Origin of the sequence: Phyllobacterium sp. (assembly GCF_037994405.1) — a bacterium.
In the GTDB taxonomy this organism is placed as follows: domain Bacteria; phylum Pseudomonadota; class Alphaproteobacteria; order Rhizobiales; family Rhizobiaceae; genus Phyllobacterium.
In genome coordinates this window covers 1-17,038 of sequence record NZ_JBBNAN010000335.1, presented here as the reverse complement: position 1 = coordinate 17,038, position 17,038 = coordinate 1, and the positions used below count along the sequence as shown (strand labels likewise).

General features: G+C 56.5%; 12 protein-coding genes. 3 read left to right on the top strand and 9 right to left on the bottom strand.

The window, feature by feature from the left end:
• The first annotated feature begins 184 nt into the window (after positions 1–184).
• Both AAAC48_RS18600 and AAAC48_RS18595 read left to right on the top strand, forming a co-directional pair.
• A complete protein-coding gene (locus tag AAAC48_RS18600) occupies positions 185–1,330 on the top strand; it encodes an efflux RND transporter periplasmic adaptor subunit (RefSeq protein WP_340655609.1) in 1,146 nt (381 codons plus the stop codon).
• Complete coding sequence (locus AAAC48_RS18595) at positions 1,327–4,476, top strand: multidrug efflux RND transporter permease subunit (protein WP_340655608.1); 3,150 nt, start codon at positions 1,327–1,329, stop codon at positions 4,474–4,476. The genes AAAC48_RS18600 and AAAC48_RS18595 overlap by 4 nt, the downstream gene beginning before the upstream one ends.
• Before the next feature lie 32 nt (positions 4,477–4,508).
• On the opposite strand, the gene AAAC48_RS18590 is transcribed toward AAAC48_RS18595, so the two are convergent.
• From AAAC48_RS18590 to AAAC48_RS18560, 7 genes are all read right to left on the bottom strand, one after another.
• Positions 4,509–5,540, bottom strand: a complete 1,032-nt coding sequence (locus AAAC48_RS18590) for an AI-2E family transporter (protein ID WP_340655607.1) — start codon at positions 5,538–5,540, stop codon at positions 4,509–4,511.
• A gap of 100 nt (positions 5,541–5,640) precedes the next feature.
• Positions 5,641–5,982 (bottom strand): hypothetical protein, encoded by a 342-nt coding sequence (locus AAAC48_RS18585; protein WP_340655606.1) that lies wholly within the window; start codon positions 5,980–5,982, stop codon positions 5,641–5,643.
• A 53-nt stretch (positions 5,983–6,035) separates the two neighbouring features.
• A complete protein-coding gene (locus AAAC48_RS18580; protein WP_340655605.1) occupies positions 6,036–6,530 on the bottom strand; it encodes a DUF1269 domain-containing protein in 495 nt (164 codons plus the stop codon).
• A gap of 201 nt (positions 6,531–6,731) precedes the next feature.
• On the bottom strand, positions 6,732–8,360 hold the full coding sequence (locus tag AAAC48_RS18575) for an alpha/beta-hydrolase family protein (protein WP_340655624.1): 1,629 nt from the start codon (positions 8,358–8,360) through the stop codon (positions 6,732–6,734).
• Positions 8,361–8,582: 222 nt separating this feature from the next.
• Positions 8,583–9,839 (bottom strand): arginine deiminase, encoded by a 1,257-nt coding sequence (locus AAAC48_RS18570; protein ID WP_340655604.1) that lies wholly within the window; start codon positions 9,837–9,839, stop codon positions 8,583–8,585.
• 15 nt (positions 9,840–9,854) lie between these two features.
• On the bottom strand, positions 9,855–11,288 hold the full coding sequence (locus AAAC48_RS18565; protein WP_340655603.1) for a basic amino acid/polyamine antiporter: 1,434 nt from the start codon (positions 11,286–11,288) through the stop codon (positions 9,855–9,857).
• 254 nt (positions 11,289–11,542) lie between these two features.
• Positions 11,543–12,973, bottom strand: a complete 1,431-nt coding sequence (locus AAAC48_RS18560; protein ID WP_340655602.1) for a basic amino acid/polyamine antiporter — start codon at positions 12,971–12,973, stop codon at positions 11,543–11,545.
• A 333-nt stretch (positions 12,974–13,306) separates the two neighbouring features.
• Here AAAC48_RS18560 and AAAC48_RS18555 point away from each other — a divergent pair, with 333 nt between their 5' ends.
• Positions 13,307–14,605, top strand: a complete 1,299-nt coding sequence (locus AAAC48_RS18555) for an MFS transporter (protein ID WP_340655601.1) — start codon at positions 13,307–13,309, stop codon at positions 14,603–14,605.
• Between the two features lie 225 nt (positions 14,606–14,830).
• On the opposite strand, the gene AAAC48_RS18550 is transcribed toward AAAC48_RS18555, so the two are convergent.
• The gene (locus tag AAAC48_RS18550) at positions 14,831–16,033 is read right to left on the bottom strand and encodes an NAD-dependent formate dehydrogenase (RefSeq protein WP_340655600.1); all 1,203 of its coding nucleotides are present in this window, start codon (positions 16,031–16,033) and stop codon (positions 14,831–14,833) included.
• Between the two features lie 409 nt (positions 16,034–16,442).
• The coding region (locus tag AAAC48_RS18545) for a DUF3471 domain-containing protein (protein WP_340655599.1) at positions 16,443–17,038 on the bottom strand (596 nt) is incomplete at its 5' end.

Below are 17,038 nucleotides of genomic sequence, written 5' to 3'. Positions count from 1 at the left end.
CACTCCACCAAGACGAACATTCAGGTCTTGGGCGTGAAAGACATGCCCCTTTATTCGCTTTACGTCCCAAACCTTGGCAATGGGTCCAAATCTGCCGCGTACGGCAGGTAATTTCTTGTTCCAACAATGGCTCAGGATATATATTTCGATCCGAGTGATGATGTGATCGCCATGGAGATTCAGTATGAAAAATGTCTCCTGGACTGTCCTAGCCATCTCTCTTTCCCTTGCCATTTTTCCACTTTGGTCCGGACGCCTGTCGGCACAGGATGCCGCTCGCGGTGGTCGGCCTGCGCCTGCGGTCGTGGTTCAACCGGTTGTCGATGCGCCGATTGAACCCCCCGCTGAGAACATCGGCCGTGTAGAGGCCTTAGAAGCGGTAGATGTTCGTGCACGCGTGTCGGGGTTCATAGAGGAAATAGGGTTCAGGCCGGGCGCCGCTGTAAAGGAGGGCGATGTTCTTTTTATCATCGAACCGGCGGGTTATCAGGCTGCCGTTGCCACCGCCAAAGCCCAGGTCGCCCGTGCCGAAGCAGCGCGCCAACAGGCCACCGATAACCGAAACAGAAATGCGGAACTCGTCCGGCGCAGCGCGGTGGCGCAAGCTGCGTATGACGAATCTCAGACAGCCCTCAATATTGCGACAGCGGACCTTGCTGCAGCTCAGGCAGGTCTCGCCAAGGCCGAGCTCGATCTGTCTTACACGCGCATAGTAGCGCCGATCTCCGGTCGCATCGGTCAGCCGCTTTTTACCAAGGGCAATTTCGTGGGCCCGGACGTCGGCGCAATTGCCCGATTGGTGCAAGTCGATCCGGTGCGGGTTGTCTTCTCGGTCACCGAAGGGGAAATCACGACGTTCCGTCAAAGAGAAGCTGCCGAGATGCAATCCAAGGTCGACGCCATAAAATTGAACCTCAGATTGCCCAATGGCAGCGTCTATAAACCGGAAGGTACTCTGGAATTCCTGGCGCCAGAAGTTGATTCAAGAACGGGAACAGCAGCTGTCGGCGTGATATTTCCAAATTCCGAGGGCTTGCTGATGCCGGGCCAGTTCGTCAAGCTCATTGTCGGCAGTGTTCAGCAGGCCACGGGGCCATCCGTCCCACAAACCGCCGTTATGCAGGATCGCGATGGACGTTTCGTGTACGTGATGGACGAGAACAAAATTGTTCGGCAACGTCGCATCAACACCGGGGCGAAGGTGGGTGATCTGTGGGCGGTCCGTCAGGGTGTAAGTTCGGGGGAAAAGGTGGTCGTGCAAGGAACGCAGCGGCTCTCCGATGGCATCGCCGTCCAGCCTGTTGAGCAAGACAGCGGGAAACAGCCATGATTTCCGGCTTCTTCATCTCCCGCCCACGGTTCGCAATCGTGGTCGCCATTGTCTTGTGCCTCGCAGGCGCCTTGTCAATTTTCGGGCTTCCCATTGCCCAATATCCCAACATAACGCCGCCAAGCATCACGGTTTCGGCTTTTTATCCCGGTGCCAGCGCTGAGGTCATCGCCAAGGTGGTAGGGGACCCTCTGGAATCGGCGATCAACGGTGTCGATGACATGATATATATGTCGTCAAACAGCTCCGACGCGGGTTCCTACACGCTAACAGTGACCTTCGCCGTCGGCACAGATCCCAACCTTGCCCAGATCAATGTTCAAAATCGTGCCCAGCTCGCTACGGCACAGTTGCCGGCCGCGGTCTCTCAACAGGGAATTACCGTGCGCGCTCGCTCGCCCGATTTCCTGCTGGCTTTTGGTTTCTATTCTCCGGACCAGGCACTAAGCGAACTGGATATTGCCAACTACCTTTCCATGAATGTGACAGACGCCTTATCCCGCGTGAAGGGTGTCGGCGAAGCGTCGGTCATGGGCTCCTCCCAATATAGTATGCGCGTCTGGATGGATCCCGTACGCATGGCGGCGCTCGAGATAACACCGGATGATGTCGCCACGGCAATCCAAGCCCAGAATATTCAGGCGTCGATCGGGCAGGTCGGTGGCCCGCCTTCGCAAGACAATGCGAAGATTCAGTATACGCTGATCGCCCAAGGGCGACTGGAGGACGCCGAAGCATTTGGCGACATCGTCGTGAAAACAGGCGATGCGGGTGCTCTGGTACGAATTCGCGATATCGGCCGGGTTGAACTCGGGGCACAAAGCTATGCGTCCAGCGTTCGCGTGAACGGGGCTCCCGGCGCAATGCTGGTGATCAATCAAGCGCCGCGCGCCAATGCCCTCGGTACGGCGGATGCGGTGACCAAGGAACTTGAAAGTCTCTCGCGACAATTTCCGCACGGTCTGAGCTATGAGCCGGTTTATGATTCAACACTGTTCGTGCGCGCGTCCATCCGTGAAATCATCATCACGCTCGCAATCACCTTCACAATTGTGGTGGCGGTTACCTTTCTGTTTCTTGGCGATTGGCGCGCGACCGTTATTCCTGCGCTTGCCATTCCCGCATCGCTGATCGCTACGTTCGCCGTTCTTTATGTCGTGGGCCTGTCAATCAATCTCATCACGCTGCTTGCGCTTATTCTGGCGACGGGTCTCGTCGTCGACGACGCCATTCTCGTCGTTGAAAATGTCCAGCGGCTCATGAAAGATCAGGGACTAGACGCGAAAACCGCCAGCGAAAGGGCCATGCTGCAGGTAACCGGCCCGATAATCTCGACGACGATGGTATTGTTGGGGGTGTTTGTTCCAACGGCATTTCTACAAGGCATTAACGGCCAGCTCTACCAGCAGTTCGCCGTTACAATTTCCGCATCTCTCGTTTTCTCGTCATTGATGGGTCTAACACTCAGTCCGGCGCTTTGTGCGACACTTTTGCGCAAACCGACAGATCTCAGCGGGCCGCTGGCACGGTTCGAATCTCTGCTGGAAAGAACACGCAATGGGTATGCCCGTGTTGTCAGCGCTCTCGCCCGGCGTATCGTCCTTGTCCTTTGCATCCTCGCTGCCACGATCGTTGCTGCAGTGCTTCTTTTCCTCAACGTGCCGTCGTCTTTCCTGCCCGACGAGGATCAAGGCTTCCTTTTCGTCGATATTCAGCTGCCCAACGCATCAGCGCTTTCGACCACGGAGAAAACGATGCGACAGGTTGAAACGGCGCTGCGGGAAACGGAAGGCGTGGCAAAGGTCGTGACAATATCAGGTTTCAGCCTTCTGCAGAACGGCACTGTCCCGAATGGTGGCTTTGCCATCATCATGTTGGAGCCTTGGGAAAAAAGACGCGCACCCAACCTGTCGACGACAGCTTTGCTGGCTTCGCTGAATGCACGTTTCTCGAATCTTGCACAGGCCAATGTTGCTGTGTTCTCTCCTCCGCCCATCCCCGGCATCGGACAGGTGGGGGGATTGGACTTCCGACTTCAGGCGCGCTTGGGTCAATCTCCTGAAGACATTAGTCAGGTGACGCGGGCGCTGATAGCAGCGGTCATCCAGACCCCGGAAGTTGCGCTTGCATCCAGCCCATTCTCGGCAGACGTTCCCCGGGTTTTCGTGAATGTCAATCGCGTACGTGCTGAAAGCCTCGGCGTCAGTGTCGACCAAATCTATTCAACGCTTGGCGCCCAGTTCGGTGGAAGATACGTCAATGATTTCACGCATGACGGTAGATCATTCCAGGTCAACCTTCAGGCAGACAGCCAATTCCGGATAATCCCGGATGACGTTCTCAACCTGCATGTCAGAAGCCGCGACGGCGCAATGGTACCGCTACGCACTCTCGTAACGCTTGAACCTGATCTTGGACCGTTTTCGCTGTCGCGCTACAATCTTTTTCCAGCTGCTCCGGTGAATGGAATTCCGGCGATCGGGACCAGTTCGGCTCGGGCCATGGCGGCCTTCGAGAGTGAGGCATCGCAAGTGCTGCCCGAAGGATACGGCTACGAATGGTCGGGACTGTCCCTTCAAGAACGGCAATCTGCCGCCCAAACTCCCATGATCCTGGCGCTAGCGCTCATCTTTGCTTTTTTGTTTCTTGTTGCCCAATACGAAAGCTGGACACTGCCGATTTCCATTATCCTGTCGCTTTCCTTCGCCGCTTTAGGCGCAATCATGGCTCTTGCGGCCTCCGGACTGGAAAACTCTCTATACGCCCAGATCGGCATCGTTCTACTGATTGGCCTGGCTTCGAAAAATGCCATCCTGATCGTCGAGTTTGCGCGGGTCGAACGGGAAAGAGGTCTCTCAATTGTCGATGCCGCGATTTCCGCTGCGGCCCAGCGTTTCAGGGCGGTCATGATGACCGCGGTCTCTTTTATCTTGGGGATGATCCCTTTGGTGGTCGCGACGGGCGCCGGTGCCAACGCCCGCCAGGCACTCGGCGTCACCATCCTTGGAGGCATGTTGGCGGCGACGACTGCGGGGATATTGTTCATCCCCGGATTGTTCGTTGTTGTGGAACGATTTGTGGAATGGTTTTCCGGCCGCTTTGCTCGCTCGCGCGGCGATGCTCAAGAGGGCGATGGCACGGGATGACGGCGGTGGTTTAGCAGACCGGCTCTGATTGACTAACTGGATACATTGGACTTCCCCGAAGCCAGTATAGCGATCCATCTGGCAGATGGATTGCCTGCGCAATAGACAACGAAGGCGATCAGGATGGGCACACCGATAAAGGCGCCAGGAACACCCCACATGAAACTCCAAAAGAACACGGCGAAGATCACCGCAAAAGGTGATATCGAAAGAGAGGTGCCGATCACCAAAGGCTCGAGATAGCTACCAATAACGAATTGGATCAAGTTGAGCCCCCCAAAGACACCGACGGCCATCGGCCAAGACTCGAATTGGGCAATAGCAAACAAGGTTGGCAATACCGTTGCAACAAACGGACCTAGGAACGGGATATAATTGAGCGTAAAGGCGATCGCACCCCAAGCGGCCGCGAGTTCCAGCCCTGCAACGAGGGCGAACACCCATACGACGAGACCTGTCAATATACTGGCGAATGTGCGCACGATCATGAAGCGGCGCAATTTGATGCCAATCTCGCGGTTTGCAAGCAGGATCTGCCCTCCATGGGGCTGAGCCCCAGGGCTATTCAGTCTTTCGTTGAAATCATCGACCTCGAGCAGACCAAGCATGGTGAAGACAAGGACCAGCAGTGCGAAGCCAGCAAAACTATTGAGCCGTCCGGCCATTCCTTGCGTGAAGCCGACCAGCCACCTCACATCGAAACGGTCAGCGAGTATGCCGGCGATCGCGACCCCGTGCCCCTCCAACCAATCGGTCCAGCTTGCATAGATTAGCTGGAATCGACCCGCATTGGCGAACAGCCATTGACCGAGTTTGCCGATGCCCCAAGCTACCGACGAACTGATCGCAACGATGACTGCGAGCGTTGCGATGATAGTAATAAGCAGCGCAATGAGCCGCGGCAACCGCCGCTGCAGCGCGGATTGGATCGGCCAGACTAATGCAATGACAAACAGCGCGAATGCGAGCGGAACGAAGATTGCCTGAGCGAAGTGGAGGAGGGCAAGGACAAGAATGCCGGTCGCAATAGGCCCAATCATCTGGCTTTCACTTTGTCTTGCCATGGTGACTCTCTATCGGCTTGCCAATGGACCTGGGAAAGAGGTCGGTATGATCGCTGCGCTGGCTGCGCGGGAGCATGGGTCATTCGGCTACGGCAAAGGTTCAATTTTTTCGAGCCGCACCGCGTATTCGCGCCAGCCCGACGAGCATAGTCAGAAGAATTCCCCCTAAGAGCCCGGCGATGCCAACGCCGACGAGAACAATTGGGGTTACACCGCCTGCACTTTGGGTGACCGCATCGGCGGCATATTCGACATGGCCGACAAAGCGACCTACATAAGGAATCCGTGCTGCCACCCAGGTCAGAATCAACCCACCGATCGCACCCGCCAGGGCATTTCCACCTGCGCCGAGGTTGAGGCCAGGTGCCCATGCGCCTATGGCAACTCCGCCCGCGGCTCCGCAAAGGATTTCGATTAGGATCGGAACGATTATCTCCCCCATGAGCGTCGTTCTCCTCGTTGCTACCGAGCCGTGTTCCGACGGATTGCAAACGATTACGTTGCCGAAGCTTTCTGCAACGCATCGCGCAGAACCTGCTCCTTGGTTTCATCAAGGGAGGTTTTTAGCACCACGCCGCCGAAGCCAGATATTTCCTTCAGTACCTTATCGGCGGTCATTTCCTGCACCAGCACGAACAACGCCGCATTTCCCGGCTGAAGGTTGCTCGCCAGGTCTTTCATGAAAGCGTCGTTTATGCCGACATCGGTCAGGGCACCGCCGATGGCACCCGATGCCGCGCCCACCACCGCACCGATGAGCGGATTAAGGAATAGGACACCTATCAGAAGCCCCCAAAAACTACCCGATACAGCCCCAGCCGCTGTCGTACTTACAAGCTGGTTAAGTTTGATTTTGCCAGCGTCGGTCTTGGTCGCGATGACGGCGTCACCGAGCGTGATCAAATACTCCTTCTGCAGTTCGATAAGGCGGCGGCGCACCTCTTCAGCCTTGGATTCGGTTGGATATACGATGGCGATGAGACTAGACATGATCCCTCCAGGTTGCGAGCGCTTGGACGTAAGTAACAAAGTCACATCAAATCATATCGCGCCGCCGCAACGAGGAAATTGGCACAGAATCCCGGCACGATGCATTGCGTCTCTTTTTAAAGGGTACGCTAGCATTTGCTCATGCGCGTCAACAATGCAGATAAACGCAAAAGATCACCATCGCCGCGATTGACCGATATCTTATCCGCCCGTGGACGGCTCGGCGCCACTGCGAAACTTGTTTGCGAAAAATGTCTTGAGGCGCGTGACATCGTTCGGTCGAAGGCCTTGCGGATCAGTGACGGCGATCCAGGCATCGATGTAGTGTTCCGGCGCGTAAACATGGCCATACCCGATCGGAGATGTCGTGGCTAATGCCATGTCCAGTAAAAGCTGCACTATCGTGACCAGGGGGAACCACCGCAAATCAGGGGAGACGTCCGGACCGCGTGGGGTCTTCATCCAGTCAGGTTCCCGGTAGAGCGAATGAAAATCGAAAAATGTCACTGGATCGCTGGCATACTGCAGGTAAACGATGCGAATCGGCCCCCAAGTGGCACTCGGAATGCTCAAGGCATTATGCTGATTGGTGAATCGGATGACGGAGCCGTCGCGGAAACGTGGCAACCAGGCCGGCGATCCAGGATTGCGGTTAGCTGTCACTGATTTCCAGGTGCGGCTCTGAAAGGGTGGTCCACTCCACAGTGCGCCTTGGAACGGGTCGGCAACTATATCGAAGAGATCGGCCGAAAGCTCCGAATTCATTGCGCCGAGGCTTAGTCCATGTAGGTACAGTTTGGGGCGGCGATCGCGAGGGAGTGTGATCCAATAGCGATAAACTTCGCGAAAAAGAGCGTGCCCAGCTTCGGCGCCGTATGCTGGCTCGACCAGCAGCGACAGCCAGCTGCTCAGGTAGGAATACTGGAGGGCAACGCTCGCAACGTCGCCCTTGTGAAGATATTCGACGGTGTCCACTGCCGCAGGGTCGACCCAGCCGGTCCCGGTTGGAACAATGACGATCAGGATGGACCTTTCGAATGCGCCGTCGCGCTTAAGCTCCGCCAAAGCCAATCGAGCTCTCTCCTCAACAGTATCTGCGCTATTAAGTCCGACATAAACGCGGATGGGATCGGGAGTGTTTTCCTGGAAGAATTTACCAATTTCGGCGCCAGTGGGCCCCGAAGAAATGAACCGACGGCCCTGCCGGCCAAGGTTGCTCCAAGCAACCAATGACGCGGCGCTGCCCGTTTTGTCGGAATCGGCTGGCATCGCTAGATGATCGTCAATCATCGCGTCGAGCTGCTGGAATGAGGTATCTGCAATCCGCAACGCTGTTCTGAAAAGAAGGCCTTCTGCGATCGACCAAAACAGTCCGACCGCGAGCAATGCGCCGATTACATTGGACACCCGTCTTGGCAGAAATCGTTCGAACGTGCCTGAGAGAACAAGGTAGGTTAGGCTGAAGAGCCGCGCAAGTAAAACCAGCAATCCAAACACCACCAGTGCAACGGCGGCAAGCTCGAAAGGCTCTGCGCTTTGTACCGGATCGAGCCCCATCAGTTTCCGGATGGAGTTCTGCCATTCCGTGGTTTTCCAAAGGAAGATAGCCGCAGTTGCGACGCAGATGGCGATAGTCGCGATCTGCGCTATTTTCCGAGTGCGTGCCCGCGGCAGCGGAAGCTCCAGATAAAACCAAAACCAACGCATCAGTACGCCGACGCCATAACCGAGCGCCGCGCAGCACCCGGAAACAACGCCTTGAACAAGATAAGTTCGTGGCATCAGGCTCGGAGTTAAGGATGCAGCGAAGAAGAGAATGCCGACAACCATACCGATAATTGATAATGACTTCGCCAATGCCCTAGTTTTCGCCTGCAACTACCCCTCCGCACAGTGCTCTCTGATTTTTACTCCTATGCTTAAGCGCGTGGTGATCCTTGGCACAGACGCGGTTGCTGGATAACCAAGTAATCTCCGCCGTGGCACAGTCGCAGTTTGAAGCGATACAGCCGTGTGAGCGGTATTCGCCGCAGCGATCGCAGGATGCCAGGATTAGTAATCCACCGGATCACGGCTGATTGGGCAGGTCATGCAATGACCGCCGCCACGACCGCGGCCGAGTTCTGCGCCTGTGATGGTAATCACTTCAATGCCCTCCTTACGCAATAGCGTGTTGGTGTAGGTATTGCGGTCATAGGCAAAGACAACGCCCGGGGAAGCGCAGACGAGATTGGCGCCGCTATCCCATTGAGTGCGTTCACGCATATAATCACTACCACCTGTCTCCACCACACGCATCTTCTTGAGGCCGAGCGCATCGCGGACAGTTTCGACGAATGTCCCCTTGTCTTTGTGGAGTTCGACTGTGCCCGGTTTTTCACCGGGCCGATAAGAAAAGGCGTCGATGCCGTAGACGATATCTGGATAGAGCAGCACGCAATCGCGGTCGGCGAACGTGAACACCGTATCCAGATGCATTGCGGCACGCAGCTTGGGCATGGCAGCGACGATCACGCGTTCCGCTGCTCCCCTCTCAAAGAGGGTCGCCGCTAGCTGGCTGATTGCTTGGCGCGAGGTGCGCTCGCTCATGCCGATGAGCACGTTGCCCTTGCCAATCGGCATCACGTCGCCGCCTTCCAGAGTTGCAAGGCCCCAGTCTTGTGTCGGATCGCCCCACCAGACGTTGACCTTTCCCGCAAAGTCGGGATGGAACTTATAGATTGCGGTTGTGAGGATTGTCTCCTCATGGCGTGCCGGCCAGTACAGCGGGTTCAGCGTAACGCCCCCATAGATCCAGCACGTTGTATCGCGTGTGTAGAGCGTATTGGGAAGTGGCGGCAACAGGTACTCGTTTACGCCGGCCGCGTCCCTGACCAAATTCAACATTTCGCCGCCATGCGTTTCGGGGAACTCGTAGGTTGAAAGGCCGCCGATCAGGGTCTCGGCAAGCTCGCGGTTGGACAAGCCCTCGAGATAGCTGCGTATCTCATCGACCAGTCCAAGGCCGACCTGGTTCGCCACCACCTGGTTGTCGAGAATCCACTTCTTTCCTTCGGCGATCGCGACGGTATCGGTGAGCAGATTGTGCATCTCCAGCACCTCGGTGCCCCGGTCGCGCATTTTGGTCATGAAGTCGAAATGGTCGCGCTTGGCATTATCGACCCATAGCACGTCGTCAAAGAGCAGCCTGTCGCAATTGCTCGGTGTGAGCCGTTGATGGGCACGGCCTGGCGCACACACCATGACCTTGCGCAACTGACCGACCTCAGAGTGTACGCCAAAACCGGTAGTATCGGGAGAAGCTGACATGTTGGACCTCCTGAATTAAATGGTGATGTAGCCGGTTGCGAGTCCTATCAGCGCCGCGATGCAGCCGATTGCTGCGACGGCAAAGATGACCCAGTCGGCTGTGGTGTTGAACACCTGCTTGCCCTGCTCGCGACGGGCCCAGAAATAGAGCAGCGTACCAGGTGCATAAAGAAGCGCGGAGAGCAGAACGAATTTCAGTCCGCCTGCGGCGATCATGAAGAGCGTGTAGATAGCCGCGACGCTGGCTATGATCAGATCGCGCGACAGTTCCTGCGGCCTGATTTCGTAAGTCTCCGCACGCCTAGCGAGCAGGACGCCGAAGGCCGCCACAAATAGATAGGGGATCAGCGACATTGCACTGGTCAAGTTCAACATCAATGCAAATGCGTCCTGGGACCAATAGGTACTGATGACGAACAGCTGCACCACGATGTTCGTGAGCCACAGAGCGGCGGCGGGAACTTTGTTTGGGTTTTCGGTTGCGAACAGTTTCGGCATATCGTTCGTTCTGGCGGCAATGAACAGCACTTCGGCGCAGACCAGCGACCACGCCAAGTAGGCGCCGAGTACTGAAACGATCACGCCGAGACTGACGAAGACCGCGCCCCACTGGCCGACAACGGCTTGAAGCACACCCGCCATGGACGGTTGCCCCATGCCGGCGATCTCGGCGCGTGGTAGCACTGCGTAAGGCAAAAGAGTCACCAGCACCATGAGGGCGGACACGCCGGCGAAGCCCATGAGGGTGGCCTTGCCGACATCGGAGCGCTTCGTTGCATAGCGCGAATAGTTACTTGCGCCCTCGATGCCGATGAAGACGAAGACAGTGGCCAACATGGTTGCACGCACCTGCTGGAAAAGGCTGGCGTCGGGCATGCCGACGCCGCCCCAGAAATTGGCTCGGAACATATCTGCTTTGAACACCACGAAGAGGATCAGGATAAAGGCGAGGATGGGGACGACCTTGGCGATGGTGACCACCGTGTTGATGAAAGCAGCCTGCTGGATGCCCCTCAAGATCATGAAATGGAACAGCCAGATGCCGATCGAGGCGATGGCGATCGCGGGGATCGTGTTGCCGTCGCCAAAGACCGGGAAGAACGCTCCCAAAGTTGACTTGATGAGTACCCAGTAGGAAACGTTACCGATGCAGCTGCCGATCCAATAACCGAACGCCGAAAGGAAGCCGGGATAGTCGCCGAAGCCAGCCTTGGCATAGGCGAATACGCCGGCGTCGAGGTCGGGCTTGCGCTCGGCAAGAGCCTGGAAAACGCGGGCGAGCATGTACATGCCACCGCCGGCGATGCACCAGGCTATAATCGCACCGAATGGCCCTGTGGCGTTGCCGAAGGTGCGCGGGAGCGAGAAGATACCGGCACCGACCATCGATCCGACGACCATGGCCGTGAGTGCGAATAGTGAAAATTTTTGCGTAGAGTCTGAAGCCATGGTGGTGTCCTCTACAAATGCCGTCAGGTGTCCCGGGGGCGACGCTAGGTGCCTCACTTAAGACTATAATGTTGTTCGGGGCTCGAAGGGATCAGCACAGAATCCCGGAACTATTCCTGACGTCCCGATTTTCAAGGACAACGTCGGAAACAAACGCGCTATTGGACAAAACGAAACGACGGGACCCGCCGGGCGAGCAACGGCATTCGATCACCAAGGTGCACCTTTCGGCGGACAGCATCTGCGACGCTCGGCTAGACTGCGATGAGACCTGTAGCGATGGCATAGATCGCTACTGCGGCGCCAAGAATCGCTGTTGCGAACATTGCCAATTCGCTTGGCGTGAACACAGCTTTGCTCCGCTCATGCCGCGCAATAAAATACAGTATTGAACCTGGACCATAGATCACGGCCGACAGCAGCAGGTGTTGCGCTCCGGCTGCGTAAATCAGGCCCGCAGTGTATACGAGGGCTATGCTGGCACGCACCAGATCCATCCTGTGGCCAGCCGGATCCCTGTCGTAGGTTTCGCCAGTCCAGGCAAGTTTTAAACCGTAGGCAGCAACGAGCAGATAGGGGATTAGGATCATCGAGCTCGTAAGCTCGAGCGCCATCCTGAACGCATATTGCGTAAACAGCGTCAGGATCAAAAACGTCTGGACGACGATATTGGTGAGCCATAGGGCATTGGACGGCACTCCGTTTCTGTTCTCGTGTGACAGAAACTGCGGCATGGTTTCGTACTTGGAGGCCGAAAACAGTATTTCTGCGGCGAGAAGCACCCACGACAGATAGGCGCCTAAAACGGAAATCAACAAACCCAAACTGACAAATATTGCCCCCCAGGGTCCGACCACCGCTTCGAGAACGCCGGCCATGGATGGGTTGCGCAGGCCAGCAAGATCGGGACGAAGCATGACGCCATAGGACAGGATCGTAACAAGTGCGAGCAGGCATAACACGCCGAGGAAACCCACGAGCGTCGCCACACCGACATCGTTGCGGTTTTGCGCATAACGGGAATAAACGCTTGCCCCTTCGATTCCGACAAACACGAAGACGGTCACAAGCATGGTCGCGCGCACCTGACTGGCGACATTGTTGAAACTTACATCCTGACCGCCCCAGAAATTGGCGGCGAAAATATCGGCGTGGAATCCCCCGACCACAAAGACGATGAAAAGGAGAATTGGAATAATCTTGGCGAAAGTCACGACGGTGTTGACCGCGGCTGCACCCCTGACCCCGCGCAGTATGAGCGTATGAAAGATCCAAAGAAGGACCGACGAAAAAAAGATCGCTATTATCGTGTTGCCGTCTCCGAAGACGGGAAAAAACAAGCCAAGTGTCGACTTGATTAGCACGAAATACGAGACATTGCCGAGACAGGCGGCCGACCAATAGCCAAGTGCGGATAGAAACCCGAGATAGTTGCCGAATCCGGCTTTGGCGTAAGCATATATGCCTGTGTCGAGGTCGGGCTTTCGTCGTGATAGCGTCTGGAATACGAAGGCCAGCATCAGCATACCAGTACCGGCGATCGACCACGCGATCAGTGCGCCAAATGGTCCGGTTACCCGCCCGAAGGCCTGTGGCAAAGAAAAGATCCCGGCCCCGACCATCGAGCCCACGACCATTGCCATCAATGTCCAAACGGAAAAATACGGTTTTGAAGCTGAGGCCATTTTTCTCAAACATCGTGCCGAGATTGTCGTGTCAACCGGGCTGGGGCCGGTTCGTCACTCTAACGCTGCTCCGGCGCCCTCGTAATCAGCATGGAATCCCAAAACCATGCTCCACGTCTATTTCAGCCTGAAATGATCCCGAGGCAATAGCGAGGCCGCCCGGTCCGGGCTATGCTTCGGCGCAAATATCTGAATAGGCTCAACGATTAGCCACAGGTCCATCCCTTGGGATTCCGATCCAAGAGTAATCAACTTTCCGGAAACGCTCCCGGGCGAGGATCTTCCGATCAACGATTGTTAGCCATACCGCGCACTGCAGCAGCAAGATTGTCAATGCTTTCCGTTCTTGAGAACCGGACATACCGACACCTGTTCGCGGCCCAGATCATCGCCCTCCTCGGTACGGGGCTGGCGACAGTGGCGCTGGGACTGCTGGCCTATGACATGGCGGGAAACAACGCTGGTGAGGTCCTTGGCACAGCCTTTGCTATCAAGATGATCGCGTATGTTGGCATCGCTCCGATTGCGACGGCTTTTGTCGAGCGATTGCCGCGTCGTTTCATGCTTGTCAGCCTTGATCTCGTACGTGCGCTTGTAGCGCTGGCTTTGCCTTTCGTGAAAGAAACATGGCAAATATATGTGTTGGTTTTTGTGCTGCAATCGGCTTCGGCCGCGTTCATACCGACTTTCCAGGCGACGATCCCAATAATACTGCGTGATGAAGAAGATTACACGCGGGCGCAGTCGCTTTCCCGGTTGGCCTATGAAATTGAAAGCCTTGTTAGTCCTATATTGGCGGCAGCTTTGCTGAGCGTAGTGAATTTTCATAGTTTGTTCGGGGGCACCATCATCGGCTTTCTCGTTTCGGCTGCCTTGGTGATGTCGGTTCTCGTACCAAGTCCAAGACCGCCCGAACGCCACGGCATCTATCATAGAATGACACAGGGAGTTCGCATTTTTGCAGCAACGCCGCGCTTACGGGGATTGTTCATACTGAACATCGGCGTGGCAGCGGCAGGCGCGATGGTCATGGATAATACGGTCGTGATGGTGCAATCTGATTTTAGCCTGTCACAAAGCTCCGTGGCTTTGGCTTTGGCTGCTTTTGGTGGCGGCTCGATATTGGCGTCGATCGTTTTACCTGACCTTCTTGAGATTATCCCCGACCGTTTGGCCATGCTGACCGGAACGCTATTGCTTTCGTTGGGGCTTTTGGCGGGAGCGATGATCGATTCCTACAGCTCTCTTGTGGTGCTCTGGTTCGTCCTCGGCGTTGGATATTCCATAGTGCAAACGCCATCGAGCCGACTGTTGCGAAAGTCCGTTCGTCCGGAAGATAAACCTGCGGTATACGCTGCCCAATTCGCACTATCCCACGGGTGTTGGCTGGTTGCCTATCTTCTGGCCGGATGGCTGGGCGCTACGTTCGGTCTAACGATCACCTTCGTCGGACTGGCAGGCATTGCTGGCCTGTCTGTTCTGCTGGCTGCGCTGGTTTGGCCGCCCGAGGATTCGGTTGTCACGGCGCCGGATTTTTCACATGTACAGGGAGGAAATGAGGAGGTTGGCAAGCGGAACTCCAGTCCAATTGCTAGCGCGCACTATCACGATGTTTGGCCACAAGACCATTGAAACGCGCAATATCCGAAAATCCGCCAGAGTCCTATTTGGGTCTGCCGCACCCTTAGCGCCATTGTCGAAGGAACCTGTCCCAGTCGCTTTTAACAGGAGGCGGCCGCATGCAGAGGTCTCCCGGGTCGCACTGTGATTCTTGCGATCAACTCATGCCGGCGCAGGTGATCGTGATGTGTCGATCAACGCCTGATCTCGTCAGACCCAACCTTCGGATCCCGAAGGTCATTCGCCCTTGAAGCGTGCTGCTTCTTCCGACCCGCTCGTCGCATCGCCGGCACTGTAGGAATGTGCACCGGCACCTGCGAGCTTTCCGCCATCGACAATCAGATACTCTTCACGGATGGGCCGTCCTTCGAACCAGCATTCAAGAATTTCTCGTGTTCCAGCCGCATAGCGTGCCTGGGCGGACAAGGACGTTCCAGAGATGTGCGGCGTCATTCCGTGGTGGGGCATTGTGCGCCATGGGTGATCCTTCGGAGCTGGCTGCGGGAACCACACATCGCCCGCGTAGCCCGCCAGTTGGCCTGTTTCCAATGCTCTTGCGACGGCGTCACGATTGCAAATTTTGCCGCGGGCGGTATTGACCAAATAGGCGCCACGTTTCATCTGCGAGAGCATCTTCTCGTTGAACAGGTTTTCCGTTTCCGGATGAAGCGGGCAGTTGATGGTCACAACATCGCAAACCTTGACCATGTCCTCGACAGTGTCATGCCACGTCACATTAAGCTCTTTTTCGACAGCGTCCGGAAGTCGGTGCCGGTCATGATAATGAAGAACCACGTCAAAGGGTTTGAGGCGGCGCAGCACAGCAAGACCGATACGCCCGGCGGCGACGGTTCCGACATGCATCCCTTCGACGTCATATGAGCGAGCGACACAGTCGGCGATGTTCCAGCCACCTTCAACGACCCACTGATAGGACGGAATATAGTTTCGCACCAATCCCAGGATCATCATGACAACATGTTCGGAGACGCTGATGGAATTGCAATAGGTAACTTCCGCGACGGTAATGCCGCGGTCGATCGCGGCCTGGAGATCCACATGGTCCGATCCTATTCCGGCCGTGATCGCTAATTTGAGCTTCTGTGCCTTGGCGATACGCTCTGCGGTCAAATATGCCGGCCAGAAAGGCTGCGAGATTACGATGTCGGCGTCGGGCAGTTCCTTCTCGAAGACCGAGTCCGGGCCATCCTTGTCAGAGGTGACAACAAGAGTGTGGCCAAATGATTCAAGATATTTTCGCAGACCGAGTTCGCCCGAAACGCTGCCAAGCAGCGTTCCAGGTTGAAAGTCAATCGCCTTGGGTGACGGAAGTGTCTGGCCGCCGGGATAGTGGTCTATTTTCGCAAGACCGTCGCGGGCATAGGATTTCGGATATCCGTCAACCGGATCGTCATAGAGAATACATACTATTTTGGCCATGACCGTTTCCTTCCGATGCCGAGCAACGGAAAAGTTCCCTTTACCGCCGACGCAAAGCCAGAGACAGGGGGATCGCCGCTTGGTTTCGCCCCTGAGCCTCGGGACCATCCTGAAAGCAGTGCGGTTCGGCGATGTGCCCGACACGGCAGTGAATAACCGCCGAGCCTCTGCTCCCCTTAAAACGGCATAACACAGCGTGATCCTCGCTTGGCAGCGTGTCAAATCACATTGCGGAGCGGCATGTGGGGGATCTGACCCCCCCCTTAAAACTGGACCGCTTTGAGCTCGAGTTTTTTCGTGCGGTTTTCCTGGCCGGGAGGAACGGAAAAGGATGAGGCCTCGCGATTTTCTGACGCACAGAAGGCGTTCGTGCTCAAACAGGGAGATGAAGGCATCCCGGTTGCGGCGCTCAGTCCCCAGTGCGCTTCAGCACGCCGAGCCCAAGCTCATTCAGGTCGTCGATCGTGACCTGGGTCGCCTTCTCGTCTGGCCCAATCGCAAAGCTCATGACAAATGGCATCGTTGGCATCTCCGCGTATGGGCGGTAGGTGAAGAGGTCCCGGTCAAAATGACTGAGCTGGAATACCGCCTTGCCTTCCGGCCCGAGCCGGATTTCCAGCGCGCCGTCCTTTTCGGCAACCACGGCCCGGCCGATGTAGGGGTTGGCGTAGGTCCCGGCATAGGCCGAAAGCGGCAGCGCCGGCAATGGTGAGGCGGGTGGCGTGCCGTAGCGGGTTACGGCGGCCTCGACGACCGGCCCGAACAGCCCTGCATAGATTTGGTCCCAATCAGCGACCCAGTCGTGGTCGGCTTTTCCCGTCATCACCAGGTCAAAGAACGCATTGGCAAGGCCATCTGGAACGCCGGTCGGGAACGCGTTCGAGAGTACGACGATGCCGAGGCCTTCGGATGGAAGAAGGCTGACGACCGTGCGCGCGCCAACGCTGAAGGCGCCGGCATGGCCCCAAACCTCGCCATAGTGGCCATAATCCACGTTCCAGCCGA

Coding starts and splice junctions, on each gene's coding strand:
- AAAC48_RS18600 (WP_340655609.1), top strand. CDS start 185: ATGAAAAATGTCTCCTGGACTGTCCTAGCCATCTCTCTTTCCCTTGCC.
- AAAC48_RS18595 (WP_340655608.1), top strand. CDS start 1,327: ATGATTTCCGGCTTCTTCATCTCCCGCCCACGGTTCGCAATCGTGGTC.
- AAAC48_RS18590 (WP_340655607.1), bottom strand. CDS start 5,540: ATGGCAAGACAAAGTGAAAGCCAGATGATTGGGCCTATTGCGACCGGC.
- AAAC48_RS18585 (WP_340655606.1), bottom strand. CDS start 5,982: ATGGGGGAGATAATCGTTCCGATCCTAATCGAAATCCTTTGCGGAGCC.
- AAAC48_RS18580 (WP_340655605.1), bottom strand. CDS start 6,530: ATGTCTAGTCTCATCGCCATCGTATATCCAACCGAATCCAAGGCTGAA.
- AAAC48_RS18575 (WP_340655624.1), bottom strand. CDS start 8,360: ATGGTTGTCGGCATTCTCTTCTTCGCTGCATCCTTAACTCCGAGCCTG.
- AAAC48_RS18570 (WP_340655604.1), bottom strand. CDS start 9,839: ATGTCAGCTTCTCCCGATACTACCGGTTTTGGCGTACACTCTGAGGTC.
- AAAC48_RS18565 (WP_340655603.1), bottom strand. CDS start 11,288: ATGGCTTCAGACTCTACGCAAAAATTTTCACTATTCGCACTCACGGCC.
- AAAC48_RS18560 (WP_340655602.1), bottom strand. CDS start 12,973: ATGGCCTCAGCTTCAAAACCGTATTTTTCCGTTTGGACATTGATGGCA.
- AAAC48_RS18555 (WP_340655601.1), top strand. CDS start 13,307: ATGCTTTCCGTTCTTGAGAACCGGACATACCGACACCTGTTCGCGGCC.
- AAAC48_RS18550 (WP_340655600.1), bottom strand. CDS start 16,033: ATGGCCAAAATAGTATGTATTCTCTATGACGATCCGGTTGACGGATAT.